Origin of the sequence: Pseudomonas putida, assembly GCF_028682175.1 — a bacterium.
Lineage (GTDB): Bacteria > Pseudomonadota > Gammaproteobacteria > Pseudomonadales > Pseudomonadaceae > Aquipseudomonas > Aquipseudomonas putida_AD.
The window spans coordinates 17,935-43,081 of record NZ_JANHKS010000037.1 but is presented as its reverse complement, the minus strand read 5'-3'; the positions used below and the strand labels follow the sequence as shown (position 1 = coordinate 43,081).

The 25,147-nt window shown below is 63.2% G+C and carries 19 protein-coding genes; 1 reads left to right on the top strand and 18 read right to left on the bottom strand.

Annotated elements, in window-relative coordinates; translation table 11 throughout:
• Window positions 1-171: 171 nt before the first annotated feature.
• The 11 genes from hutH to hutC all read right to left on the bottom strand — a co-directional run bounded on the left by hutH (window position 172) and on the right by hutC (window position 13,645).
• Complete coding sequence (gene hutH, locus NPS29_RS21590; RefSeq protein WP_425312545.1) at window positions 172-1,722, bottom strand: histidine ammonia-lyase; 1,551 nt, start codon at window positions 1,720-1,722, stop codon at window positions 172-174.
• Entirely contained in the window at window positions 1,719-3,356 is a 1,638-nt protein-coding gene (locus NPS29_RS21585) for an HAL/PAL/TAL family ammonia-lyase (RefSeq protein ID WP_274134984.1), read from the bottom strand. Before NPS29_RS21585 ends, hutH begins: the two co-directional genes overlap by 4 nt.
• A 14-nt stretch (window positions 3,357-3,370) precedes the next feature.
• Entirely contained in the window at window positions 3,371-4,210 is an 840-nt protein-coding gene (locus tag NPS29_RS21580) for a quaternary amine ABC transporter ATP-binding protein (RefSeq protein ID WP_274134983.1), read from the bottom strand.
• Window positions 4,210-5,061 carry an ABC transporter permease gene (locus NPS29_RS21575; protein WP_274134981.1) on the bottom strand — a complete coding sequence of 284 codons (852 nt, stop codon included), beginning with the start codon at window positions 5,059-5,061 and terminating at the stop codon, window positions 4,210-4,212. The genes NPS29_RS21580 and NPS29_RS21575 overlap by 1 nt, the downstream gene beginning before the upstream one ends.
• A 170-nt stretch (window positions 5,062-5,231) precedes the next feature.
• Window positions 5,232-6,197, bottom strand: coding sequence for an ABC transporter substrate-binding protein (locus tag NPS29_RS21570; RefSeq protein ID WP_274134980.1), 966 nt, complete (start codon window positions 6,195-6,197; stop codon window positions 5,232-5,234).
• The gene (locus NPS29_RS21565; RefSeq protein WP_274134979.1) at window positions 6,194-7,657 is read right to left on the bottom strand and encodes a purine-cytosine permease family protein; all 1,464 of its coding nucleotides are present in this window, start codon (window positions 7,655-7,657) and stop codon (window positions 6,194-6,196) included. Before NPS29_RS21565 ends, NPS29_RS21570 begins: the two co-directional genes overlap by 4 nt.
• 178 nt (window positions 7,658-7,835) lie before the next feature.
• Complete coding sequence (gene hutU, locus NPS29_RS21560; protein ID WP_274134978.1) at window positions 7,836-9,533, bottom strand: urocanate hydratase; 1,698 nt, start codon at window positions 9,531-9,533, stop codon at window positions 7,836-7,838.
• A gap of 375 nt (window positions 9,534-9,908) precedes the next feature.
• Window positions 9,909-10,625: an anti-sigma factor gene (locus NPS29_RS21555; protein ID WP_274134977.1), complete on the bottom strand. Its 717-nt coding sequence runs from the start codon at window positions 10,623-10,625 to the stop codon at window positions 9,909-9,911.
• A gap of 300 nt (window positions 10,626-10,925) precedes the next feature.
• Window positions 10,926-12,098, bottom strand: a complete 1,173-nt coding sequence (gene nhaA, locus NPS29_RS21550; protein WP_274134975.1) for a Na+/H+ antiporter NhaA — start codon at window positions 12,096-12,098, stop codon at window positions 10,926-10,928.
• A gap of 246 nt (window positions 12,099-12,344) precedes the next feature.
• Complete coding sequence (locus NPS29_RS21545; protein WP_274134973.1) at window positions 12,345-12,938, bottom strand: HutD/Ves family protein; 594 nt, start codon at window positions 12,936-12,938, stop codon at window positions 12,345-12,347.
• Window positions 12,935-13,645: a histidine utilization repressor gene (gene hutC / locus NPS29_RS21540; RefSeq protein ID WP_274135000.1), complete on the bottom strand. Its 711-nt coding sequence runs from the start codon at window positions 13,643-13,645 to the stop codon at window positions 12,935-12,937. The genes NPS29_RS21545 and hutC overlap by 4 nt, the downstream gene beginning before the upstream one ends.
• Window positions 13,646-13,842: 197 nt before the next feature.
• Between hutC and NPS29_RS21535 the strand changes: the two genes are divergently transcribed.
• Window positions 13,843-15,207: a formimidoylglutamate deiminase gene (locus tag NPS29_RS21535; protein WP_274134971.1), complete on the top strand. Its 1,365-nt coding sequence runs from the start codon at window positions 13,843-13,845 to the stop codon at window positions 15,205-15,207.
• Between the two features lie 102 nt (window positions 15,208-15,309).
• On the opposite strand, the gene NPS29_RS21530 is transcribed toward NPS29_RS21535, so the two are convergent.
• From NPS29_RS21530 to NPS29_RS21500, 7 genes are all read right to left on the bottom strand, one after another.
• Complete coding sequence (locus tag NPS29_RS21530; RefSeq protein WP_274134999.1) at window positions 15,310-15,855, bottom strand: lipocalin family protein; 546 nt, start codon at window positions 15,853-15,855, stop codon at window positions 15,310-15,312.
• A gap of 35 nt (window positions 15,856-15,890) precedes the next feature.
• Window positions 15,891-16,145: an outer membrane protein assembly factor BamE domain-containing protein gene (gene bamE / locus NPS29_RS21525; RefSeq protein WP_274134969.1), complete on the bottom strand. Its 255-nt coding sequence runs from the start codon at window positions 16,143-16,145 to the stop codon at window positions 15,891-15,893.
• Window positions 16,146-16,361: 216 nt separating this feature from the next.
• Entirely contained in the window at window positions 16,362-16,964 is a 603-nt protein-coding gene (locus tag NPS29_RS21520; RefSeq protein ID WP_274134967.1) for a DUF924 family protein, read from the bottom strand.
• Window positions 16,965-16,972: 8 nt separating this feature from the next.
• A complete protein-coding gene (locus NPS29_RS21515; RefSeq protein ID WP_274134965.1) occupies window positions 16,973-17,983 on the bottom strand; it encodes a class 1 fructose-bisphosphatase in 1,011 nt (336 codons plus the stop codon).
• Window positions 17,984-18,195: 212 nt separating this feature from the next.
• Window positions 18,196-19,575: a DUF3999 domain-containing protein gene (locus NPS29_RS21510; RefSeq protein WP_425312544.1), complete on the bottom strand. Its 1,380-nt coding sequence runs from the start codon at window positions 19,573-19,575 to the stop codon at window positions 18,196-18,198.
• Window positions 19,572-22,406, bottom strand: coding sequence for a DUF2339 domain-containing protein (locus NPS29_RS21505; protein WP_274134961.1), 2,835 nt, complete (start codon window positions 22,404-22,406; stop codon window positions 19,572-19,574). The genes NPS29_RS21510 and NPS29_RS21505 overlap by 4 nt, the downstream gene beginning before the upstream one ends.
• Window positions 22,407-22,651: 245 nt before the next feature.
• A complete protein-coding gene (locus tag NPS29_RS21500) occupies window positions 22,652-25,135 on the bottom strand; it encodes a glycogen/starch/alpha-glucan phosphorylase (RefSeq protein ID WP_274134959.1) in 2,484 nt (827 codons plus the stop codon).
• Between the last annotated feature and the right edge of the window lie 12 nt (window positions 25,136-25,147).

Here is a 25,147-nt window from a genome sequence, read left to right as displayed (position 1 = left end):
GGAACCCAATCCTGTAGGAGTGAGCTTGCTCGCGATAGCGGTTTGTCAGACACGCAATTAGCGCCTGATGAACCGTCATCGCGAGCAAGCTCACTCCTACAGGACGGTGGCCAAACGCCAAAAGCGCTCCCACCTTCATTTCAATGACAGGCCGTCCCTGGCCTGTCCCGATCAGAAGCTCGGCAGCAGGTCAGCGGACACCAGTTCGCTCAGGCAACTGGATGCCAGAAGCGCGGTGGCGGCCTCGATGTCAGGGGCGAAGAAGCGGTCTTTCTCATAGAACGGAACCTTGCCACGCAAGGTCATGCGAGCGATTTCCAGTTTTTCCGAGGTCTTCAGACCATTGCGCAGATCCAGACCCTGACACGCAGCCAGCCATTCTACAGCCAGAACGCCACGGGTGTTTTCCGCCATTTCCCACAGGCGCTTGCCGGCAGCCGGCGCCATGGACACATGGTCTTCCTGGTTGGCGGAGGTCGGCAGGCTGTCGACGCTGTGCGGATGGGACAGGGCCTTGTTCTCGCTCGCCAGCGCCGCAGCGGTCACCTGGGCGATCATGAAGCCGGAGTTGACGCCGCCGTTGGCCACCAGGAACGGCGGCAACTGCGACATGTGCTTGTCCATCATCAGCGAGATGCGGCGTTCGCTCAGCGAGCCGATCTCGGCAATGGCCAGGGCGATGTTGTCGGCGGCCATGGCCACAGGTTCTGCGTGGAAGTTGCCGCCCGAGATCACTTCGCCTTCGGCGGCGAACACCAGCGGGTTGTCCGACACGGCGTTGGCTTCGATGGCCAGCACTTCGGACGCCTGGCGCAGTTGAGTCAGGCAGGCGCCCATGACTTGTGGCTGGCAACGCAGGGAGTAGGGGTCCTGCACCTTGTCGCAGTCGCGGTGGGATTCGGACACCTGGCTGGCGTCGCCCAGCAGGTCGCGATAAGCAGCAGCGGAATCGATCTGCCCGCGCTGGCCGCGAGCGGCATGGATGCGCGCATCGAATGGCGAACGCGAGCCCAGCACCGCCTCGACGGTCAGGGCGCCGCAGCTCAAGGCACCGGCGAACAGATCTTCGCCTTCGAACAGGCCGCGCAGGGCATAGGCGGTGGACACCTGGGTGCCGTTGAGCAGCGCCAGACCTTCCTTGGCCGCCAGGGTCAGCGGTGTGAGGCCGGCCACAGCCAGTGCTTCCACGGCGTTGAGCCACTGGCCCTTGTGCCGCGCCTTGCCTTCGCCCAGCAGCACCAGCGACATGTGCGCCAGCGGAGCCAGGTCGCCGGACGCGCCGACCGAACCCTTGAGCGGAATGTGCGGGTAGACCTCGGCGTTGATCAGCGCGATCAGGCCGTCGATGACCTGGCGGCGAATGCCGGAGAAACCACGGCTCAGGCTGTTGACCTTGAGCACCATGATCAGGCGCACCAGTGCATCGCTGATCGGCTCGCCGACACCGGCGGCATGGGACAGCACCAGCGAGCGCTGCAGGTTTTCCAGATCAGCGCTGGCGATGCGGGTCGATGCCAGCAGGCCGAAACCGGTGTTGATGCCGTAGGCGGTGCGGTTCTCGGCCAGGATCTGCTCGACGCAGGCCACGCTGTTTTCGATCTGCTGGTCGGCGCTGGCGTCCAGCGTCAGGGTCACGGGTTGCTGATAGATCGCGCGCAGTTGCGCCAGGGTCAACTGGCCGGGGATCAGGTTCAGCGGGGTCGCCTTTTGGGTATCGGTCACGATGCTGCTACTCCTTCGTTGATGGCTGTCGCGTGCCTTGAACCGGCTCCTGCCTGTTCCGCGCTTGTGGCGCTCGGACTGCGACTGTTGCTGTTATGGGTTGCCGCGTAATCGCGGCAGACCTGAAAGACGGTTTCCAGCGATTCTTCGTTCTTGAGCAGGGTCACGCTGCTGGCAATGTCGGGGGCCAGCCAGCGGTCTTCGTCATAGGCCGGCACGCGCTCGCGCAGCAGGCGCCACGCGGCCTCGGTGCCGACGCCGAAGCGCGGGCCCTTGAAGAATTCGAACGCCTGGGCAGCCAGCAGGTACTCGATGGCGAGGATCTGCGTGACGTTCTCCAGCACCTTGTGCAGCTTGAGGGCGGCGCTGGTGCCCATGCTCAGGTGATCTTCCTGCAGGCCCGAGGTCACGTAATTGTCGATGACCGCCGGCTGCGCCATCTGGCGATTTTCCGCGCACAGGGAGGCGGCGACGTACTGCACGATCATCATCCCGGAGTTGACCCCCGGCTGGCTGACCAGAAACGCCGGCAGGCCACTGACGGTAGGGTTGATCAGGCGATCCAGGCGGCGCTCGGCAATCGAACCCAGCTCGGCCATGGCAATCGCCAGCAGGTCGGCGGCCATCGCCACGGACTGGCCGTGGGGGTTGGCCTGGGACACCACGCGATACGCCTCGGGCGTGCCCAGCAGCAGCGGGTTGTCGGTGGCCGAGTTGAGCTCGGTTTCGATCTGCCGCGTGGCGTGGGAAAGCTGGTCGCGGGTGGCGCCGTGGACCTGCGGAATCGAACGGATGCTCAAGGCGTCCTGGGTGCGAATGCCCTGGCTGTTGGCGAGCACTTCGCTGCCTGCCAAAAGCCCGCGCAGGTTCTTGCCCACCTGCTGCATGCCAGGGTGCGGCTTGAGGGCGATGATGGTTTCGTCGAATGCGTCGAGCTGGCCGCGAAGACCCTCGAAGGTCATGGCACTGATGACGTCTGCCCATTGCATCAGGCGGTTCACGTCGGCGATGGCCAGGCAGCCGAGGCCGGTCATGCACGGCGTGCCGTTGACCAGGCACAGCCCGTCCTTGGCACCCAGTTCAACTGGCGAGAGGCCTTCTTCGTTCAGCGCCTGCAAGGCCGACACCACCTGGCCACGGTAGCTGACCTGACCGACGCCCAGCAGCGCGACGCCGACGTGGGCCATGTGGGTCAGGTAACCCACCGAGCCCTGGGACGGCACCTGCGGCGTGATGCGATGGTTGAGCAGGTCCAGCAGCGCCTGCACCACCTGGCGGTGAATGCCGGACTTGCCCTGGGTGTAGTTGACGATGGCGGCGCAGGTGATCGCGCGAGTCTGTTCATCGGGCAGCACGGGGCCTACGCCGCAGGCATGGCTGAGCAGGGTGTTGCGCGAAAGGCGGCTCAACTGCTCGCGCTCCAGCGACACGTTGCACAGCGCGCCAAGCCCGGTGTTCACGCCATAGGCGCGTTCACCGCTGGTGACGATGCGCTGCACGATGGCCTGGGCGTTGTCGATGCGTGCCCAGGCACCGTCCGACAGGGCCAGGTGTGCGCCGTGGCGGGCCACGGCGGTGATGTCCCGCCAGGTGACCGGTGCATCGCCGATGATGATCTGTTCTGCTCGCGACATGAGTACTGCCGTCCTTAAAGGGTCGCCACGCGCCGCTGGACGAAACGATCGACGTATTCATCAGCGGGCTGGTAGAGGATTTCTTTCGGTGTTCCCACCTGGATCAGCTTGCCGTCCTTGAGGATGGCGATCCGGTTGCCGATGCGCACGGCTTCGTCCAGGTCGTGGGTGATGAACACGATGGTCTTGTGCAGGGTCGATTGCAGCTCCAGCAACTGGTCCTGCATCTCGGCGCGGATCAGCGGGTCGAGGGCGCTGAAGGCCTCGTCCATCAGGATGATGTCGGTGTCGGCCGCCAGGGCGCGGGCCAGGCCGACGCGCTGACGCATGCCGCCGGACAACTGGTGCGGGTATTTCTTCTCGTAGCCCTTCAGACCCACGGTGGTGATCCAGTGCTGCGCGCGCTCGGCGCACTGGGCCTTGCTCTCGCCGCGAATGGTCAGGCCGTAGGCGACGTTTTCGGTCACGGTCTTGTGGGGCAGCAGGCCGAAGCTCTGGAACACCATGCTGATCTTGCGGCGGCGGAAGTCGCGCAGGGCTTCGGTGTCATAGGCCAGGATGTTCTCGCCATCGACCAGGATCTCGCCGCTGGTGGGATCGATCAGGCGGTTGAAGTGGCGCACCAGGGTCGATTTGCCGGAACCGGACAGGCCCATGATGACGAAGATCTCGCCGCTGCCAATGGACAGCGACAGGTCGTTCACGCCGACCACGCAGCCGGTCTGCGACAGCACCTGATCCTTGCTCTGGCTCTGCTGAACCATGGCCAGCGCCTCTTTGGCGCGGCTGCCGAAGATCTTGTAGACGTTTTTGACGACAATCTTGTCGGCGGTTTTGATCGATTCGACGCTCATTATTTGTTCGCCTCATGCCGTGGACGGCCATAGGCCTGTGTGATGCGGTCGATCACGACCGCCAGGATGACGATGGCCAGACCCGCTTCCAGGCCGCGGCCGACGTTGAGGGTCTGAATGCCCACCAGCACGTCCTCGCCCAGACCGCGGGCGCCGATCATCGAGGCGATCACCACCATCGACAGGGCCATCATGGTGGTCTGGTTGATCCCGGCCATGATGCTTGGCAGGGCCAGCGGCAGTTGCACGCCGAACAGTTGCTGCCAGCGGTTGGCGCCAAAGGCATTGATCGCCTCCATGACTTCGCCGTCAACCTGGCGGATGCCAAGGTCGGTCAGGCGAATCAGCGGCGGTGCGGCGTAGATGACGGTGGCGAAGATCGCCGGGACCTTGCCCAGGCCGAACAGCATCAGCACCGGAATCAGGTAAACGAAGCTGGGCATGGTCTGCATGATGTCCAGCAGCGGCATCAGCACCGAGCGCAGGCGGTTGCTGCGGGCCGACAGAATGCCCAGCGGCACGCCGATGATCACCGAAATGAAGGTGGCGACCAGCATCAGTGCCAGGGTCTGCATCAGTTTGTCCCACAGGCCGACGGCGCCGACCAGGAACAGCAAGCCGACGATCACGGCTGTGGTAGTGATCTTGCGGGTCGAGTGCCAGGCGATGCCGCCGACGATGGCCAGCAACACCCACCACGGCGCCACGCGCAACAGGCCTTCAAGCTGGACGATGGCCCACAGCAGGGTGTCGGAAATGTGCCGGAACACATCGCCATAGTTGGTGACCAGTTTGTCGACCCAGTCGTTGACCCAGTTGGCGATGGAGAACGTGAAGCTTTCGGGGAACATAGGTTTATCTCGGTCTAGTAGAGGGTGCTCGTCCCCTGTAGGAGTGAGCTTGCTCGCGATGGCGTCGGCACATTCAACATCGGTTGTGCCTGACACCACGCTATCGCGAGCAAGCTCACTCCTACAGGTTCGGGTGTGCCGCGAGATCGCGCGGCACCCCCATCAACGCTTTACAACGAAGCATCAACCTTCTTGGCAGCATCTTCGCTGACCCATTGATGCCAGACTTCAGGGTGCTCCTTGAGGAACATCTTCGCCAGCTTCGGCGACTCGATGCGGTCCTTGGTCATGCGCGCCAGGTTCTGGTTCAGCAGGTCGATCGGGATATTGACCTTCTCCATTACGGCCACCAGCTCAGGCGCCTCGTCGTGGAAGGTCTTGGACAGGCCGACCTTGATGTCGATGGTCTTGTTCACGCCGGCTTTCTCTTCCAGGCGCACCATGTCGACCTGGCCCATCAGCGGGGTAGGCGACCAGTAGTAGGCCAGGATCGGCTCGCCACGCTTGTAGCTGGAGAGAATCGCGGCATCCAGCGCAGGGCCTGTGCCTGGGCGGAAGTTGGTGTACTTGTCTTCCAGGCCGTAGCTTTTCAGCATTTCGCTGTTTTCAAGCTCGCAGGTCCACCCGGCCGGGCAGTTGTAGAAGCGGCCCTTGCTTGGCTCTTCGGCGTCCTTGAACAGGGCGGAGTATTTGCCCAGATCGGCGATGGACTTGAGGTCCGGTGCCTTGGCTTCCAGCTTGCGCTTGGCGTCGCCTTCGATCACGTAGCGCGGCACGTACCAGCCTTCGACTGCGCCCTTGACCGGCGCCCCGACGCCGACCACTTTGCCGGCCTTCTCGGCCTTGTTCCACACTTCGCTGCGGCCTACCCATTCCTCGGAGAAGACCTGGATATCGTTGGTGCCCAGGGCGTTTTCCATGGTGATGGAGTTACCCGGCAGGCTGTCGGTCTTGCAGCCGTAGCCCTTGTCCAGCACCACTTGCAGGATGTCGGTCAGCAGCATGGCGCTTTCCCAGTTCAGACCTGCGAACTTCACAGGCTTGCCGGATTCACACCAACCCGCGGCCTGACTGGCGCCACTGGCGAGCACGCCGACGGTTAGAAACGTGGAGAGCAGGGCCTTTTTCGTTTTCATTGTGTGACGCTCCGGGTATTGAAGGGGATGTTTTCTGGCACAGCTTGCTCGGTCGGCAGAATCAGCCGGTCGGCAATCTTGCCGGGCCACTTCTTCGCAGCCATGTAATACAGCGCGGCAGGCACCACCAGGCCGATGATCCACGAGACATCGGTGTCGTCCAGCGCTGCCACCAACGGGCCAGTGTAGAAGTGGGTGGAGATGAATGGCATCTGGATCAGCACGCCGATCACGTAGATACCGATGCCGATCCAGTTCCAGCGACCATAACGACCGTCAGGGTTGGACAGCGCGGGGATGTCATATCGTTCCTTGGTGATGCAGTAGAAATCCACCAGGTTGATCGCGCTCCAGGGCGTGAAGAACGCCAGCAGGAACAGGATGAACGCCGAGAAGTCCTTGAGGAACGAGTCCTTGCCGGCCAATGCCAGTGCGGTGGCGATGCCGACCATGGCGAAAATGTAGGTCAGGCGCAGGGTGCTGGAAATGTGCCGGTTGCCCTTGAAGCCGCTGACGATGGTGGCAATCGACATGAAGCTGCCGTAGGCGTTGAGGGTGGTCACGGTGACCTTGCCGAAGGCGATGCTGAAGTACAGCAGCGCGGCGACGATCCCGGTACCGCCCAGGCTTACGATGAACTGCACTTCGTGGTGGGCGAAGTTCTTGCCGGCCAGTGCGGCGGCGAACACGCCGAAGACCATCGACACCTGTGCGCCGATCACCGCGCCCAGGCCAACGGCCCAGAAGGTGCTGCGGGCCGAGGTGCTGCGCGGCAGGTAGCGCGAGTAGTCCGCGACATACGGGCCGAACGCGATCTGCCAGGACGCCGACAGGGAGATCGCCAGCAGAAAGCTGCTCAGCGAGAAGTGCTTGTTGCCCAGCAGCGCGCCGACATCGTTACCGGCCAGCAGAGCGCCGAACAGGTAGACGAAGGCGATCACGCCGATGATGCTGGCGACCCGGCCGATCATGTGGATGACCCGGTAGCCGAAGATGGTCAGGATCACGATGGCGGCGGCGAACAGCACGATGCCTTGCCAGTCGGGAATCTGAATCAGTTGAGCGACGGCTTGCCCGGCCAGCAACGAGCCGCTGGCGGAAAAACCGATGTACATCAGGCACACCAGCACCAGGGGGATAACGGCCCCGTAGACGCCGAACTGCACCCGGCTGGAAATCATCTGCGGCAAGCCCAGCTTCGGCCCTTGCGCCGCGTGCAGCGCCATCACGCCACCGCCCAGCAACTGACCGACGAACAGCCCGATCAGCGACCAGAACACGTCACCGCCCAGCACCACGGCCAGGGCCCCGGTGACGATGGCAGTGATCTGCAGGTTGGCACCTAGCCACAGGGTGAATTGACTGAACAGACGACCATGTCTTTCCGCGTCAGGAATGTAGTCGATCGAACGCCTTTCGATCACCGAAGCATTTGCAACACGATCATCTGGAACAGCCATCTCAAACCTTCCCCTAAAGCGTGTGTTGGTGCGTGTTTCTGCGAATCTCGCATCTCACCTGTGGGAGCGGGCTTGCCCGCGAAGGCGGATTTACAGACGTCACAGATGCAGCGTCTGAGCAGGCCTCTTCGCGAGCAAGCTCGCTCCCACAGGGTTCAGCAGAGTTGCCGCTGGAGCCTTACTTGTTGATCATCGGCAGGTTCAAACCCTGCTCTTTGGCGCAGTCGATGGCGATCTGGTAACCGGCATCGGCGTGGCGCATGACGCCGGTCGCAGGGTCGTTGTGCAGGACGCGGGCGATGCGTTCGGCGGCTTCGTCAGTACCGTCACAGACAATCACCATCCCCGAGTGCTGCGAGAAGCCCATGCCGACGCCGCCACCGTGGTGCAGCGAAACCCAGGTCGCGCCGCTCGCGGTGTTGAGCAGGGCGTTGAGCAGTGGCCAGTCGGACACGGCGTCCGAGCCATCCTGCATGGATTCGGTTTCGCGGTTCGGGCTGGATACCGAACCCGAGTCCAGGTGGTCACGGCCGATCACCACCGGCGCCGACAGCTCGCCGCGACGGACCATTTCGTTGAACGCCAAGCCCAGCTTGGCGCGCTGGCCCAGACCGACCCAGCAGATACGTGCCGGCAGACCCTGGAAGCTGATGCGCTCGCGGGCCATGTCCAGCCAGTTGTGCAGGTGCGCGTCGTCCGGGATCAGTTCCTTGACCTTGGCGTCGGTCTTGTAGATGTCCTCGGCGTTGCCCGACAGCGCTGCCCAGCGGAACGGGCCGATGCCACGGCAGAACAGCGGACGGATGTAGGCGGGTACGAAGCCTGGGAAGTCGAATGCGTTTTTGACGCCTTCTTCTTTAGCCATCTGACGGATGTTGTTGCCGTAGTCGAAGGTCGGGATGCCTTGTTTCTGGAACGCCAGCATGGCTTCGACGTGCTCGGCCATCGACTGCTTGGCGGCCTTGACCACGGCAGCAGGCTCGGTGACAGCGCGGTCGCGGTACTGCTCCCAGGTCCAGCCTTTTGGCAGGTAGCCGTTGAGCGGGTCGTGGGCGCTGGTCTGGTCGGTGACCATATCCGGGCGCACGCCACGACGGACCAGTTCCGGAAGGATTTCAGCGGCGTTGCCCAGCAGGGCGATGGAGATGGCCTTGCCTTCGGCGGTGTACTTGGCGATGCGCGCCAGGGCGTCATCCAGGTCGGTTGCCTGCTCGTCGACGTAACGGCTTTTCAGGCGGAAGTCGATGCGGCTCTGCTGGCACTCGATGTTCAGCGAGCAGGCGCCGGCCAGGGTTGCGGCCAGTGGTTGCGCGCCACCCATGCCACCCAGGCCTGCGGTCAGTACCCAGCGGCCTTTCAGGTTGCCGTCATAGTGCTGGCGACCGGCTTCGACGAAGGTTTCGTAGGTGCCCTGGACGATGCCCTGGCTGCCGATGTAGATCCAGCTGCCGGCGGTCATCTGGCCGTACATGGCCAGGCCCTTGGCGTCCAGTTCGTTGAAGTGTTCCCAGTTGGCCCAGTGCGGCACCAGGTTGGAGTTGGCGATCAGCACGCGCGGGGCGTTGCTGTGGGTCTTGAACACGCCGACCGGCTTGCCGGATTGCACCAGCAGGGTCTCGTCTTCGTTCAGGTTGGTCAGGCTTTCGACGATCTTGTCGTAGCACTCCCAGTTACGTGCGGCGCGACCGATACCACCGTAGACCACCAGCTCGTTCGGGTTTTCCGCGACTTCCGGGTCCAGGTTGTTCATCAGCATCCGCAGCGGCGCTTCGGTCAGCCAGCTTTTGGCGGTGAGTGTGGTGCCACGGGCAGCGCGGATTTCCACATCGCGGCGTTTGGTCCATTGCTGAGCTGGGGTTTTGTTGTCAGTAGTCACGTAACGATCCTCGGTAGTCAATCCGGCCCAGGCACTGGGCTGACGGTGCCTGTGTCGAACAGGCGGAATATGGGTGTGGCAGATCAGGCGCCGTTGTCCATGAATCGAAACGGGGCACTGACATACTCTTGCATACTCATATTTACTTGTACATACAAGCATATGCAACCAAGGGGCCAACTCGTCGGGCAGACCGTGCAAAAGCTTTCGAGGCCTTGCGGGGTGGGGCTTGGGAAAATGTCAGTCCGGGCAGGAAGTGTTTCGAGAGGCGTTACACGGAGACGGGAATTGTTACTTTTGGGTGCGCGCGCCCCACGGCGGTGCAATTGGTAACAACTGCTGGAACTGGCCGGTGTGGGTCCACCGGCCATGGGGTCAGATTACCTTCACCGTGCGCCCGATGAACTGGATCGGCCCGCTCGGTTTGGCCGCAATCGGGCCGCCGGCATTTTCCAGCGTCAGCTCGAACACCTGATCGGGATGCAGCGCAGGCAAGTTGTTCAGCCTGACTTTCAACACTTCGCCCGGTTTCACCCGGCCCAGGGAGACGAGCCCGCGTTGATCGCCGGTGTCGGTCCAGAATTGCAGCAGCTTGTCTTCAGGAATTTGAGTGGCGCCCAGCGGAATGAGCTGCACCTCACGGGCATCGCTGATCTGGATCACCCAGCCGGGCGTTTTTTCTTCGGGGGTGGAAAGAAGCGCCACCCAGGACGGTTTGGCGGTCGGGGTCACCTGGGTGAGTAACTGAGTCCCGAAGAGGATCGCGGCAATGGAAGCGCAGATCGCCAGTTTGCGCCAGAAGCCGAGGCTGCTGTGCCAGCGTGCGCCCTTCTTGCGTTTGCCTCGTGGCGCGCGGGTCAGGCTGCCGAGGCGTTGCCACAAGGCAGGCGAGGGCTCCGGTGGTTCGGCTGCCACATCGGTCATGGCCAGCAGGCGCGCTTCCCAACCCTGAATGGCCCGGCGCAGTGCCGGGTCCTGAGTCATGCGTTGCTGCACCTCGGCCCGGCGTTCGGGCGAGAGCGTGCCCAATACGTACTCACCCGCCAGGATCTGCACGTCGTGTTCGGGTGTGATGTCTGATTTCTTGTTCATGCGCTGCATCCCCAGAGCGCGACCGCGCCGCGCTTGATCCGGGAACTCACTGGTAGCAATGGCGCCCGGTTTTTTGTCTCGTCTGGGGATGAGAATAGCTGGCCGTACAAGGATCAAACACTTGGATACGACGCACGGGAGGTCATTGGGCGGTAGGCCGCATCTCTGCTCTTGTAGCAGCGCGGCTTGCCGGCGGGAGCGGTGTGTCAGTCGACACATCCGTGACAGATACACCGCTCCCGCCGGCAAGCCGTGCTGCTACGGGGCGGCGCCCGTCAGGTTGGGGTGCGTCGAGGCGGGTCAGGTGAACCGGCTACGCAACAACAACACCCCGGCGATGGCCGAAAGGATCGAACCCAGCAACACGCCGACTTTCACTTCGTCGATCAGATGCGGCGCGCCCGGGAAGGCCAGGTTGCCGATGAACAGGCTCATGGTGAAGCCGATGCCGCACAGCAGCGCCACGCCGTACATCTGCGTCCAGTTGCTGTTCTCGGGCAGCGTCGCCAGGCCCGAGCGGATCGCCAGGGCCGCAGCGAGGAACACCCCGACCTGCTTGCCGATGAACAGCCCGAGGGCGACGCCCAGCGGCACCGGATCCACCAGATTGCCCAGCGTGATGCCCGAGAGCGAGACGCCCGCGTTGGCAAAGCCGAACACCGGGACCACGGCGAAGGCCACCCAGTAGTGCATCTTTTCTTCGAGGAACAGCAGCGGCGACCGCGCCTCTTCCTGGCGGGTGCCCAGCGGAATGCACAGCGCCAGCGCCACGCCGGCCAGTGTTGCGTGTACCCCCGATTGCAATACGAAGAACCACAGCAACAGGCCCAGCACCAGGTACGGCAATAGGCGCTGAACGCCGCTGCGGTTGAGGATCACCAGCACTGCAAGGGTGGCGAAGGATGCGCCGAGCATCGGCAGGTTCAGGCCGGTGCTGTAGAACAGCGCGATGATGGACACGGCGCCCAGGTCGTCGAGAATCGCCAGTGCGGCGAGGAAGACTTTCAGCGAGGTCGGCACGCGTTTGCCCAGCAACGACAGCACGCCCAGGGCAAAGGCGATGTCAGTGGCGGCCGGGATCGCCCAGCCACTGAGGGTTTCGGCATGACCTGAATTGATCGCGACATAGATCAATGCCGGCACCAGCATCCCGCCTGCTGCCGCGAAACCGGGCAAGGCGCGCTGACCCCAACTGGAAAGGCCGCCGGCCAGCACTTCGCGTTTGATTTCCAGTCCGACCATCAGGAAGAAGATCGCCATCAGCCCGTCGTTGATCCACAACTCGACCGACAAACCACCCCACACGCTGTGCAACGCCGCGAAGTAGAAGGGCGCCATAGGCGAGTTGGCAACGATGATCGCCGCCAACGCCGCCCCCATCAGCACGATGCCGCCAGCGGATTCCGAAGCGAGGAAACGGGTCAGGATGGCGAGGGCGCGCGGGGTTTCGGTGTTGTTGATGGGCGTTGTCATGCGCGTCCTTGTGAGCGTGGCAAAGGGCGCAAATTAACACAGATGCCAGCGGGCTATCGCTGACTGCTTCTGCCGAAGGCGTAGGAGCGTAGCTTGCTCGCGATCTGCCGGGAACCGGCAGCAGAACCAGAGAACCGGTTACATCTGATCCACCGCATCAGCAGCCTCTACTGCCGCTGCGCGCCAGATCGCGAGCAAGCTACGCTCCTACGCCCTTCGGGCAGAAACCGGAGCGGCGTCCGTTCGTTAGACTGCGGTCAGTTCGATCACGCAGCAGCGGCTCGCCCGGGGCGCATACAGCACCACTTCCAGCAACGACCCCTCGGCATTGTCCAGTTGCAGGCAATCATGGCGGTCCAGCAACTGCGGCGGGTGTTCAGCCACGTTGGCGGCCATCTGCTCAGCGGCGCTGAACACCAGGAACACATTGGCCGAACTGAAGAAACGCTGCGGCTGCATCACATCGATCCACTGCAACCGGGCTCGGTAGCGGGCCGGGGAGTAGATCAGGTTGAAGTCGCGGATCGGACCGTCGAGCAGGGTGCACGACACCTGGCTGTCACCGCTGAACGCAAACGGATCGGAAGGCAGCAGCGCCTCACTGTCCTGGCCGTCGATGTTCAGCGTCATGCCCGCGCCCTGCAGCACGGTGATGATGCGCAAGTAACCGTCGAACACAGAAAACCCGCCCGACTCACCGATATCGGCAATCGACAGGCGCCAGCCGAAACCGTCCAGGCCTTCTCCCGCGTCGCGGGTGATTTCCTCGGTGCTGCCGCCACCGTTCTTCCAGGGCATGCGTGGGTAATTGACGGCGCGCAGCAGAGTCAGTTGGGTCATTTGGTGAAACGTCCTTCCAGGCGATGGCGTGAGCCGGGGTGAATCAGGCGGGCGGCGGTCACGGGCTGACGGCCCGACCAGGTGCGGCGACGGATCAGCAGGCAGGGTTCGCCCTTTTCGATCTGCAGCAGCTTGCATTCGTCGTCTTCGGCAAGAATCGCCTCGACCACGTGCTCACCTTCGGTCAGCGGCGCCACCTGGTTGAGGTAGGCGTAGGGCGTCTGCTTGGTGAAATCCTGTTGCAAGTATTCCGGGGCGACCAGTGCGTTGACGAAGCGGTCCTCGATTTGCACGGGAAGGCCGTTCTCGAAATGCACGATCAGCGAATGAAACACCCGCTGGCCCTCGCGCATGTCCAGCGCCAGGGCGCGCTCGGAGCCTGCGGCCTCTTCGCAGAGGGTAATCACCTGGCAGGTGTGGGTGTGACCGCGAGCGGAAATTTCGTCGGCGATGTTGTGGACTTCAAACAGCGCGGATTGAGTCTTGGGCTCGGCGACGAATGTGCCTACACCTTGCATGCGCACCAAAAGGCCTTCTGCGGTCATTTCACGCAGGGCGCGGTTGATGGTCATGCGGCTGAAGCCAAGCTGGGTCACCAGCTCGCTTTCGGACGGTACGCGGTGGTGTGGCGGCCAGGTACCGTTCTGGATCTGCTGGGTGATCATTTGCTTCACCCTGGCGTACAACGGCGCCGGACTTTCACCCATCTGGGCGGCCAGCGGAGAGGAGGCAGGCGGAGTCGGCACAGAAAAATCCTTGTTTTGACGTGATGAATCAAAGGTAACGAAGTACGAACAGGCACCACGCTAACCATTAATGCGGGTGCCGACAAGCGTGGAGCAGTTTACCGGGCAGGCAAACGTCTGTATATGTATAGACAATTTCACGCGAGGGGTGCGAGGTTATGTCCGTTTTTTTTGCCGAACGTGCGTTACTGCCTGCTGGCTGGGCCAACAACGTACGTTTTGAGGTCGGCGCCGATGGCCTGCTGACCAAAGTCCAGGCCGATGCCGAGCGTCAGGGCGCCGAACTGATGAACGGTCCGGTGGTGCCGGGCATGCCCAACTTGCACTCCCACGCATTCCAGCGGGCGATGGCGGGGCTGGCCGAAGTGGCGGGTAACCCGAACGACAGCTTCTGGACCTGGCGCGACCTGATGTACCGCCTGGTCGGGCAGATCAGCCCGCAGCAACTGGGCGTGATCGCCCGGCAGCTGTACATCGAGATGCTCAAGGGCGGGTTCACCTCGGTGGCCGAGTTCCACTATGTGCATCACGACACCAGCGGCAAGCCCTACGCGAACCCGGCGGAGCTGGCGCTGCAGGTCAGCCAGGCCGCCAGTTCGGTCGGAATCGGCATGACCCTGCTGCCGGTGCTCTACACCCACTCGGGCTTTGGCGGGCTGGCGCCGAACGAAGGGCAGCGTCGGTTCATCAACAGCACCGAGAGTTACCTGGAACTGCAATCGCGCCTCAAGCCGCTTGTCGCCGCGCAACCGGCCCAGGCGCTGGGCCTGTGCCTGCATTCGCTGCGCGCCGTGACCCCGCAGCAGATCAGCGAAGTGCTGGCCGCTAGCGACAAGCAGTGCCCGGTGCACATCCACATTGCCGAACAGCAGAAGGAAGTGGACGACTGCCTGGCCTGGAGCGGCCTGCGTCCATTGCAGTGGCTTTACCAGAACGTCGATGTCGACGAGCGCTGGTGTCTTGTGCACGCGACTCACGCCGAACCCGATGAAGTCGCGGCCATGGCCAGGAGCCGCGCGGTGGCGGGCCTGTGCCTGACCACCGAGGCCAACCTGGGTGACGGCATCTTCCCAGCGGTGGATTACATCGCCCAGGGCGGACGCTGGGGGATCGGCTCGGACAGCCACGTTTCCTTGAGTGTCGTCGAAGAACTGCGCTGGCTGGAATACGGCCAGCGCCTGCGCGATGAGCGCCGCAACCGGCTGTATCGCGCCGATCAGCCGATGGTCGGCCGCACACTGTATGACGCCGCCTTGCTCGGCGGTGCTCAGGCCATGGGCCAGCCGATCGGTGCGCTGGAAATTGGCAAACGCGCGGACTGGCTGGTGCTCGACGGCAACGATCCGTACCTGGCCACGGCGTCGGGGGATGCGATCCTCAACCGCTGGCTGTTTGCCGGCGGTGATCGTCAGGTGCGTGAAGTGATGGTCAACGGACGCTGGGTGATCCGTGAAGGGCGCCACGCCGACGAAGAACAAAGCCGCCAGGCGTTCGCGCAGGTGTTGCGCGAGTTGTTGGGTTAGCCCGATCTGTAGGAGCGCGCTTGCCCGCGACAGCGGTGTGTCAGGTATTACATCAGGTCTGACACACCGCCATCGCGGGCAAGCGCGCTCCTACAGCGATGATCACTGCGGCGCAGCGATCTTCGAGTCCTCCACCCGCCAGATCAGCCGAGTCGTGTCGTAGCCTTGCTGCTGGGCTTTCATCAGCATCTCATTGCGGATCGACTCGCTCACATGGGCGGTGCGCGACAGCAGCCACAGGTACTTGCGGTTCGGGTTGCCGACGATGGCCTGCTTGTAGTCGTCGCTGACGTACAGCACCCAGTAGTTGCCCTTGGCAACGCCCGGCAGCAGGCGCGAGAACCAGTTGTCGAACACCACCCACAGTTTGTCGGTCTTGCCCTCGACCTGCGGCGAGGCCGTGCCGGTGGCTTCCTCCCACTTGCCTTCGGTGGTGCGGCAGCGGTTGGTCACGCCGATGTTGCCATCAGGCTTGAGCTTGTAGTGCGCTTCGGACTGCGCGCAGTTGCGCTGGAAGAACATCGGCATGCGTGCCAGCTCATACCAGGTGCCCTGATAGCGTTTGAGGTCCACGTGATCTTCGGTTCGTGGCGCCATCGACTCGCCTTGCGGGGTTTCTGCGCAGGCGGCAAGCCAGCACGTCGCCATCGTCAACGCGCCGACACACATCAAGCGGCGCAGGCTCATTTGAGCCCCTGACCCGAATACAACACGACCTTGTCAGCGGCGTACTGCACGCTGATGAACGTCTTCTGGTCGCCCCAGGTGCAACTGGACATCCCCAGCGCGCCCGAGCATTCAGTCGGGCTGCCGAGAAGCTGCTCGATTTCTGCCTTGGACATGCCCGCCGAGATTTTCGAATAGTTTTCCTGATTGATCTTGCTGCACGCGGCCAGCAACACGCAGAACGACAACAACGCGAGAGAGCGCAAAGACATGGATGAAGCTCCTGGATCGAAAGGGGGCTACGCCGCGGGGCGTGATACCGAAAGCTTAGAAGAGAAAAAGCCGGATCTGGTTCCGTGAGGCCCACTGATAAACGCCGGCCCCGTAGCAGCACGGCTTGCCGGCGGGAGCGGTGTATCGGTCGAGAAGTGTCTGCCTGACACACCGCCCCGCCGGCAAGCCGTGCTGCTACGAAAGCTGTGGGTCAATTAGAACCGCGAGCCGGGCTTTTTCAGAAACGCCACTTCCTCCTGGGTCGATTCCCGTCCCAGCACCTCATTGCGATGAGGAAACCTGCCAAATTGCTCGATCACCACACGGTGTTTCTTCGCGTAGTCCAGGGTCTGGGTCAGGTAGCCGCGTTCGCTTTCGGGCACAAGGGGTATCAGTGACGTGAAACGGCGGATGGCTTCGTCCTGAGCCTGAAGGCTTTCGGTGTGTTCAAGCACCAGGTAGATGAAGGTGCGTTGCAGCGGGGACAGCGCCAAGTCGTGTTCGCGCTTGAGGCCATCGCTGACCACTTGCCGGGCACGGTTGTCGCCGGAAAAGGATTGGGGGGTGTCGCGGAAGATCATGCGCGGCAGCTGGTCGAGCAACAGCACCAGTGCCAGCCAGCCCTGCGGGGAGTCGGTCCAGTCGGCCAACCCGCCTGCCAGCGCCTGATCCACCAGATCACCGAAGCGCTGTTGCGCGTCGGCGTCCTGGGATTGTTTCTTGCCGAACCAGAGCCCGTTCTTTTCCCTGGCGACCTCGCTCGGTGATTCGGCAGAACCGAACCACCAGTGCAGCAGAGGCGACCAGGGCGTGCTCATCGGGCGTGTTACGCCTTGTGGTACGAGGTAGCGCGTTCGACTTCTTCCTTCGAACCCAGGAACACCGCGACACGCTGGTGCAGGCCTTCAGGCTGGATGTCGAGGATGCGCTGGTGGCCGTCGGTGGACGCGCCGCCGGCCTGTTCCACCAGGAACGACATCGGGTTGGCTTCGTACATCAGGCGCAGTTTGCCCGGCTTGGAAGGCTCGCGGGCGTCACGTGGGTACATGAACAGACCGCCACGGGTCAGGATGCGGTGCACGTCGGCAACCATCGCCGCAACCCAGCGCATGTTGTAATTCTTCTTCAGCGGGCCTTCTTCGCCAGCCAGCAGCTCTTCGACGTAACGCTTGACCGGAGCTTCCCAGTGGCGCTGGTTGGACATGTTGATCGCGAATTCCTGGGTGGATTCCGGGATCTTGATGTCTTCGTGGCTGAGCACGAAGCTGCCCATTTCGCGGTCCAGGGTGAAGCCTTTTACGCCGTCGCCCAGGGTCAGCACCAGCATGGTCTGTGGACCGTAGATCGCGTAGCCGGCGGCGACCTGTTGGGTGCCTGGCTGCAGGAAGGCCTTTTCGTTCAGGGCTTCGTTCTGGCTCAGGTATTCATTCGGGCAGCGCAGTACCGAGAAGATGGTGCCGACCGGGGCGTTGATGTCGATGTTCGACGAGCCGTCCAGCGGGTCGAATACCAGCAGGTATGCGCCCTTCGGGTATTTGCCCGGGATCTGGTAGGCGTTGTCCATTTCCTCGGACGCCATGCCGGCCAGGTGACCGCCCCATTCGTTGGCTTCCAGCAGGATTTCGTTGGACATCACGTCCAGCTTCTTCTGCACTTCGCCCTGGACGTTTTCAGTGCCCATGCTGCCCAGCACGCCACCCAGGGCGCCCTTGGATACGGCATGGCTGATTTCCTTGCACGCACGCGCCACCACTTCGATAAGGAAGCGCAGATCGGCAGGAGTGTTGTTGCTGCGGGTCTGCTCAATCAGATAGCGACTCAGGGTAACGCGGGACATGGATAGCTCCGAAGGTGGGGAAGAAAAAACGCGCACAGTTTAGCGCGAGTCAGGACTTAATACTGCCTGTCAGACCGACTTGGTAGTGAATGAGTTCACGGGCTACATGAGCGTAGGCGTTCATCAATGACAAGTTGAGGTCTATCTCGCGCATTTTTTTCACTGCGGGATCGGTTCAGCGCCGCTCCCGGGTTGTGTACGGGTTGCCTGATTTATTTTGTCCGGGCGCTGCGCAGCGTACTCAGCGCCATCGCGCCCAGCAGCAACACCCCCAGCACCAATACGGCCCACAGGCCGATGCGCTTCCAGTCCGGGCCGCTTGCCACTGGCAATGCGGGCGCGGTGGCCTTGGGCGGCGTCGCCAGTGTCGCGCTGCCCAGGGTGGCGAGCTTTTCGGGTGTCACGCCGGGGATCAGCGTCGACATTGGCAGGTTTGCGCCCTTGATGGTCGCGTTGCCGATGGCCAGGCTGTAAGGCGCGGCGCCCCGAGCGAGGAACACCAACTGCGTGGCGCGCACGGCGAAGCTCAATTTCGGCGCGTCCTTGCCAAGACCGCCGCCGCGGTCGTCGACTTCCAGTTTGAGTTGTTGCACCACTTCGCCGGGCAGTTCCATCTCGTCCTGCACCACGTCCTGACCGTTCTGGGTCAGGCGATACAGCAAGCCGCTGTCGATCTGGCGCCACGGCGCATTGCTGTCGCGGCGGCCAAACAAAGTGGCAGGGGCGAGGCTGTTAGCCTGGGCAATCTCGACCTTCATGCGTTCAAGGGGCAGGGCCACCGGCAGTTGCCAGATGTACACGCCAGGCTTCTCGACGCTGCCAGCGATGGCCGGCGACCAGCTCAGCGGCAGCACGCCAGGGCGGGTGCTCACCACCTGCGCGGCGGTCAGGGTCGGAGCCGTTTGCGGGACGTTCCACAGCAGCCGCAAATAGCGGGCCGTGCGACCGGGAAGGGTGACGACGCGTTGCTCGACCAGCTCATCGGCGAACGAGAGCCGCGCCACTTGGCCTTCGCCCCAGCGCTTCCAGTGTTGCAGGTCGTCGCTGGCTTCGATGCTGAAGCGCTGGAAGCCTTCGCGCTCGGTGCTCCAGTCGATAATCAGTTGGTCGAGCGGGGCGTTCAGGGCGCTGGTGTCGAGCAGCCAGCCGCGCAGGATTTCCTCGCCCGCCTCGATTTCGCCCTGCGGCTGGACTTCCACGAGGGTGCCGCTGGTGGTGCGCTGGACGCGGATTTTCGGCTCTGCGTCCCTGGCGTCGTCGCTGTTGTAGAGCGGGAACCACTTCACCGCGACGGCGGTTTCATCCTCGGCACGCTGGGGTTCGCCCAGGGTCAGGGCGTAAGGCTGGGCCTGGCCGTCGGAGTTGAACACACGCACATCGTCGAGCGTGCCCTGGCGGGCGTTCAGTTGCGCGGCCAGCGGCAGTTCAAGGCGATACCAAGGGCCCTCGCCGCTGAGGGTCAGAGGCGTGTGGCTGGTGAAATCATCTGGCAGATCTTCGGCCTGAGCCAGGAATGCCGCGCACAGCAGAGCGCCGAAAACAGCGGCCTTGGCGATGGACTGACGACTCAACGACTGACTCCTGTACTTCATTGCGGTGCCGAATCCGTGGGTGCGGCGTCAGTTGAAGCCTGACTGCGTGTAGGGATTTTCGGCGGTAATGGGGCGAAATATCCCACTACCAGCAACAGAATGCCAACGCCGATAAACGAGACGATTCGCTCAAGTCCGCCGCGATTGCTCAGTTCGACGAAGAACAGCTTGGCGACCACGATGCCGATCAAGGCCGCGCCGACGATCCACATGTCGCGGCGCGAGCGAAGGTGTCCGCCGATCATCAGCGCCAGCGCCATCAGGGTCCAGACGATGGACAGCCCCGCCTGCACGCGCATCGATTCGAACAGCGCCTCGGTGTGCCACGCCACCCCGGCCCAATGGTGAGCGCTGCGCATGACCATCGCGGTGACCAGCGCAAATATCGAAGCCCCGGCAATCACCAGCGCGGTTTTGCGTGCGTACTCGGCGCTCACACCCAGTTGTGGCAGCCGGTTGCGCGTCCAACTGAAGATGCCGGTCAGGGCGATCAGCAAGCCCAGCTCCAGCGGGTTTATCAGCGGGATATAGGGCAGCGGATCGGCGTTGCCGTCGCTGAACCCGTTGGCCAGCCAGAACCAGGCGAGCATCAATACCGCCAGCGGCGCGGCGGCCCACACGCGGTATTCGCGAGGGTAGGCATCTATCGGCCATGGCCATTTGCGCGGTGCCGTTATCGCCAGCAGGTACAGGCTCGGCAGCAGCGCCCAACCCAGCCAGCGCCAGGCGTTGTAGGACTCGGACAGCGTCAGCAGGCCGTAGCGAATTTGCAGCGACAGCACGCCAACGATCAGCCAGCAACCGAGTACGTGAGCGGCGCTGCGCAGACGCGGGATCAGCACGGCGTCCAGTTGCCTGAGCGACAGCAGGTGAACGGCGAACACCGCAAGCCAGCCCAGCCAGCCCCAGTCGGCAGCCGGGTTGTAATAGGGATTGAACAGCATCAGCCCCAGCAGGGCGAAGCTGGCAGGTGTCAGCAGGACGCACAGTTGCGCAAGACCTGGCCACTTCAGGCGCAGCGAGGCAAGAGTCCACAGGCCGACAGTCATGGCGCCCAGCAGCAATAGCGTCGGCACTTCCCGGGCGCCCGGCACGTAATGGGTACTGACGCACAGCGCCACCGACCACCACACCGCGCTCCAGATCAACAGGGCGGGCTGCAACACGCGCTCGCTGATGCCAAGGCGCAGCGTACCGATTCGCTCGACAGTGAAGGCACTGACCAGGCCGGCCAGCGAGATAATCAGCGGCGTCCAGAAATCTCCGTGATTGAAGCCAGGCGAATACCAGCGTCCCACGATGCCGATGAACGCAAAGCCTGCGCCCAGTTGCAAAAGCAGTCCGAAAAAGCGTGCCAGCAGCCGGTTCTGGCGCATGCCGAGCCAGAACACCGCCGCGCCTTCGACCCCCCAGGCGACTGTTGTCCATTGCGCGCTCAGGCCCAGCGGAATCGCCAAAGTTGCGAACACCACGCCCAGTGACAGGCAGGTTTCCACCAGCAGTGCCGAGCGCTCCGATGCACGCCCGGCCAGAAGCCGCGCGATGCCCATATAAAGGAGGCCAAGCACCAGCGCACTGAATGCCGCGCCGAACTCGATGTGCCGGACCAGCGCGTATTGCAGGCCGAAGCCGGCAATGGGCGTGCCGAACAACAGGCTGCCATCTACGTAGTGGCTCTGCCGGGCCGACCAGCGCAGCATCGCCTCGCGGCTGTCGTCTTCGGGGCCGGTGGCGTGTTCCTGCAACTTGCGCCGGGCGAACAGCAGGCCGATGGCCAGGTACATCAGGAAGAACAGCACCAGGAACGGTTCAGTGCTCCAGAACAGCTCCGGCGTGTAGTCGTTCAGGCCCCAGGCGAAGCCGATACCGAACGTGCCGACGAAGCCGATCAGGTTCAGCGGGCGCCAGGCCTTGAACCAGGCAATTGCGAAAATGCCTGTGTTGAGCAAGGCGAAATAGCTGAAAAGTGCGACGTGGCTGCCTTCGCCGGAGGAGGTCAGCAGCGGCGCGGCGAATCCGCCAAGCGCCGCCACGCAGGCCAGCGCCAGGGAGTTTTGCGTCAGCGCCAGGATGGCCGAGAACACCGTGACCGCCACCAGCAAGCCGAACGCCATGCCCGGCGCCAGCAGGGTATGCACCTTCATCGCCGCGAACACCGTGAGGTACAGCACCGCCACACCGGTGCCCTGCAGCATCAGGGCGAAGGACTCATTGCGCCGGCGCAGCCACCAGCCCAGGCCCAGCAACGCCAGCGCAGCCGCCGCGACCCCGGCGTAGCGCGCCTCGATGGGGATGACCATGCCTTCGGTGGCGTAGCGCAGCAGAAAGGCTAAACCGAGGAACAGCAGCACTACGCCCACGCGCAGCACGGTATTGCCACCCAGCAGCCAGTTTTTCGCACGCAGCAGGGTGCTGTCGAACAGGTTGGGGGCGGCGGGAACGGGGGCCTTGGGGGTTGGGGTATGTGGAGGCTGGCGCCATTCGGAGTCGCCGGTGGTCTGGGCCGGTGCGGGCTCCAGGTCGGGCAGGTCCCAGAGCAGTTCGGGGCCGGTGTCTGCGACAGGCTGGATGTCGAGCGGGGCAGGAACGGGGGCGTCCGGCATCTGCACGGCGGCCGAATCCAGTTGGCTCAGGCGTCGTTCGATGGTTTGAAGCGCGTCGCGTGTCTTGGCCAGTTCGGCCTTTTGCACAGCCGCATCGCGGGTGACAGAAGACAGGCGAAAGCTCAGGCCCAGCGCCAGTCCGATGACCGCACCCACGGCACCGCCCATCAGCGATTCATCAAGCACCGCACCAATGAAAAGCCCGGCCAGCAAAAGAATCCATTGCACGCGACGACATCCCTTCCCAGCCGTTGAACGGCGATGGTCAGGAGTATATCGGGCGCGGGAGAAGACGAAACATTTTGTATAGGACAGCGATCACCGCAAAACCTGTAGGAGTGAGCTTGCTCGCGATGACGGCCTTCCAGACGCATGTGTAGCGTCTGAGCGAACGCATCGCGAGCAAGCTCACTCCTACAGGATACCGATCGGATATTAATCCGTAGCAGCCCCGCCGGGCTGCTACGTTTCGATCAATCCAGCGCCTGCCAGATATCGTTGGCGTACTCGCGAATGGTCCGGTCCGAGGAGAACCAGCCCATGCGCGCGGTGTTGAGCACCGCCGAACGCCACCATTCCTTGCTGTCGTGCCAGCGCGCCTCGACCCTGGCCTGCGCAGCCCAATAGGACTCGAAGTCCGCGCAGACGAAGAACCGGTCGTAGTTGATCAACTGCTCGATCAACCCCACGTACCGGTACGGATCATCCGGGGAGAACACCCCGCCGCGAATCGCTTGCAGCACATCGTTCAGGCGCGCGGAGCTGGCAATGTCGTTATGGGCGTTGAATTCCCCGGCGTGCTTGCGCGCTTCGACTTCCTGCGCGGTCATGCCGAATATGAACATGTGCTCAAGCCCGACCTGCTCGCTCATCTCCACGTTGGCGCCGTCCAGGGTGCCGATGGTCAGCGCGCCGTTGAGGCCGAACTTCATGTTACTGGTGCCGGACGCCTCCAGCCCCGCCGTGGAAATCTGCTCCGACAGGTCGGCCGCTGGAATGATGCTTTCGGCCAGACTGACGTTGTAGTTGGGCAGGAACACCACCTTGAGCCTCCCGCGCAGGGTCGGGTCGTTGTTCACCGTACGGGCGATGTCGTTGGTCAGCTTGATGATCAGCTTGGCCGAGTGATAACTGGCCGCCGCCTTGCCCGCGAAGATCTTCACCCGCGGCACCCAGTTGGTGCTCGGGTCAGCGCGCATGGCCTGATACAGCGCCACGGTGTGGAACAGGTTGAGCAACTGGCGCTTGTACTCGTGAATCCGTTTGACCTGCACATCGAACAGCGCTTCAGGGTTGAGCGTGATGCCCATGCGTTCCTGAACGATGGCCGCCAGAGCCTTCTTGCTGTGCAGGCGCTGGGCGGCGAATTCTTTCTGGAAGGCAGGCTTGTCGGCCAGCGGTTCGAGTTTGAGCAAGCCGGTTTCGTGGTTGTCGAGCACCTGCTCGCCCAGTTCCTTGACCAGCATGGCGGTCAGTGTCGGGTTGGACTGGAACAGCCAGCGGCGGAAGGTGATGCCGTTGGTCTTGTTGTTGATGCGCTCGGGATAGAGCTTGTGCAGTTGCGCGAACACCGTCTTGCGCATCAGTTGGGTGTGCAGCGCCGATACGCCGTTGACGCTGTGGGAGCCCAGGAACGCCAGGTTACCCATGCGCACGCGGCGGCCGTTCTCTTCTTCGATCAGCGACACCGAGCGCAGCAGGCCGAACAGGTCCGGGTCGTCCTTGTGCTCCACGCGCACTTCGTCGATGTGCTGGGCGTTGATCATGTAGATGATCTGCATGTGGCGCGGCAGCATCCGCTCCATCAGGCCAACGGACCAGGTCTCCAGCGCCTCGGGCAGCAGGGTGTGGTTGGTGTACGCCAGGGTGCCGACGGTGATGCGCCAGGCTTCGTCCCACTCCACGTCGTACAGGTCGATCAGGATGCGCATCAGCTCGGCCACGGCAATCGAGGGGTGCGTGTCGTTCATCTGGATCGCCGCGTGTTCCGGCAGGCTGTTGATCTCGTAGCCCATGTTCTTGTGCCTGCGCAGCAGGTCTTGCAGCGAGGCCGAGACGAAGAAATATTCCTGGCGCAGGCGCAGTTCCTGGCCGGCTTCGGTGCTGTCGTTGGGGTACAGCACGCGGGAAATACTCTCGGCGCGCACGACTTCCGCCACCGCACCCACGTGGTCGCCGGCGTTGAAGCGCTCCAGGTGCAGGTCTTCCACGGCCCGGGCACGCCACAGGCGCAGGGTGTTCACCGCCTTGCCGCGCCAGCCGACCACCGGGGTGTCATAGGCAATCGCCCGCACGGTTTCACCGGCGGTCCAGCTCTGGCGTGTTTCACCCGAGGCATCCAGCACCGGCGCACCGGTCACGTCGAGCACCGGCTGCACGCTGCCGCCAAAACCGATCTGGTAAATCACTTCCGGACGTTCGAACTCCCACGGGTTGCCGAAATCCAGCCAGTTCTCGGTCTGTTCCTGCTGCCAGCCATCGACGATGGCCTGGCGGAACAGGCCGTGCTCGTAGCGAATGCCATAGCCGTGCCCAGCGATACCCAAGGTCGACATGCTTTCCATGAAGCAGGCCGCCAGACGCCCCAGACCACCGTTGCCCAGCGCGGCATCGGGTTCGAGCGAGCGGATTCTTTCCAGATCGACGTTCAGGCCCTTGAGTGCTTCACGGGCGGTTTCCAGGATGCCGAGGTTGCTCAGGCTGTCGAACATCAGGCGTCCGATCAGGAACTCGAGTGAAAGGTAATAGACGCGTTTTCGTTCCTGGCGATAGATGTAGCGCGTGTGGTTCATCCAGCGCTCGGCCATCTTGTCGCGGGTGGCCAGGGCAATGGCCATGAACCAGTCATGGTCGAACGCATGGTCGGCGTCCTTGCCGACGGCATACTCGAGCTTGTTCAGCACAGCTTCACGAAAGGCTGCCACTTCAGCGTCACGAACGTTGGGTTCCGGAGACATCGGGTACGACCT

Coding starts and splice junctions, on each gene's coding strand:
- NPS29_RS21510 (WP_425312544.1), bottom strand. CDS start 19,575: ATGAAGTACAGGAGTCAGTCGTTGAGTCGTCAGTCCATCGCCAAGGCC.
- NPS29_RS21575 (WP_274134981.1), bottom strand. CDS start 5,061: ATGTTCCCCGAAAGCTTCACGTTCTCCATCGCCAACTGGGTCAACGAC.
- NPS29_RS21570 (WP_274134980.1), bottom strand. CDS start 6,197: ATGAAAACGAAAAAGGCCCTGCTCTCCACGTTTCTAACCGTCGGCGTG.
- NPS29_RS21555 (WP_274134977.1), bottom strand. CDS start 10,625: ATGAACAAGAAATCAGACATCACACCCGAACACGACGTGCAGATCCTG.
- NPS29_RS21520 (WP_274134967.1), bottom strand. CDS start 16,964: ATGAGCACGCCCTGGTCGCCTCTGCTGCACTGGTGGTTCGGTTCTGCC.
- NPS29_RS21500 (WP_274134959.1), bottom strand. CDS start 25,135: ATGTCTCCGGAACCCAACGTTCGTGACGCTGAAGTGGCAGCCTTTCGT.
- NPS29_RS21580 (WP_274134983.1), bottom strand. CDS start 4,210: ATGAGCGTCGAATCGATCAAAACCGCCGACAAGATTGTCGTCAAAAAC.
- bamE (WP_274134969.1), bottom strand. CDS start 16,145: ATGTCTTTGCGCTCTCTCGCGTTGTTGTCGTTCTGCGTGTTGCTGGCC.
- NPS29_RS21515 (WP_274134965.1), bottom strand. CDS start 17,983: ATGTCCCGCGTTACCCTGAGTCGCTATCTGATTGAGCAGACCCGCAGC.
- NPS29_RS21535 (WP_274134971.1), top strand. CDS start 13,843: ATGTCCGTTTTTTTTGCCGAACGTGCGTTACTGCCTGCTGGCTGGGCC.
- NPS29_RS21565 (WP_274134979.1), bottom strand. CDS start 7,657: ATGGCTGTTCCAGATGATCGTGTTGCAAATGCTTCGGTGATCGAAAGG.
- NPS29_RS21585 (WP_274134984.1), bottom strand. CDS start 3,356: ATGTCGCGAGCAGAACAGATCATCATCGGCGATGCACCGGTCACCTGG.
- hutC (WP_274135000.1), bottom strand. CDS start 13,645: ATGGGTGAAAGTCCGGCGCCGTTGTACGCCAGGGTGAAGCAAATGATC.
- NPS29_RS21530 (WP_274134999.1), bottom strand. CDS start 15,855: ATGGCGACGTGCTGGCTTGCCGCCTGCGCAGAAACCCCGCAAGGCGAG.
- nhaA (WP_274134975.1), bottom strand. CDS start 12,098: ATGACAACGCCCATCAACAACACCGAAACCCCGCGCGCCCTCGCCATC.
- NPS29_RS21545 (WP_274134973.1), bottom strand. CDS start 12,938: ATGACCCAACTGACTCTGCTGCGCGCCGTCAATTACCCACGCATGCCC.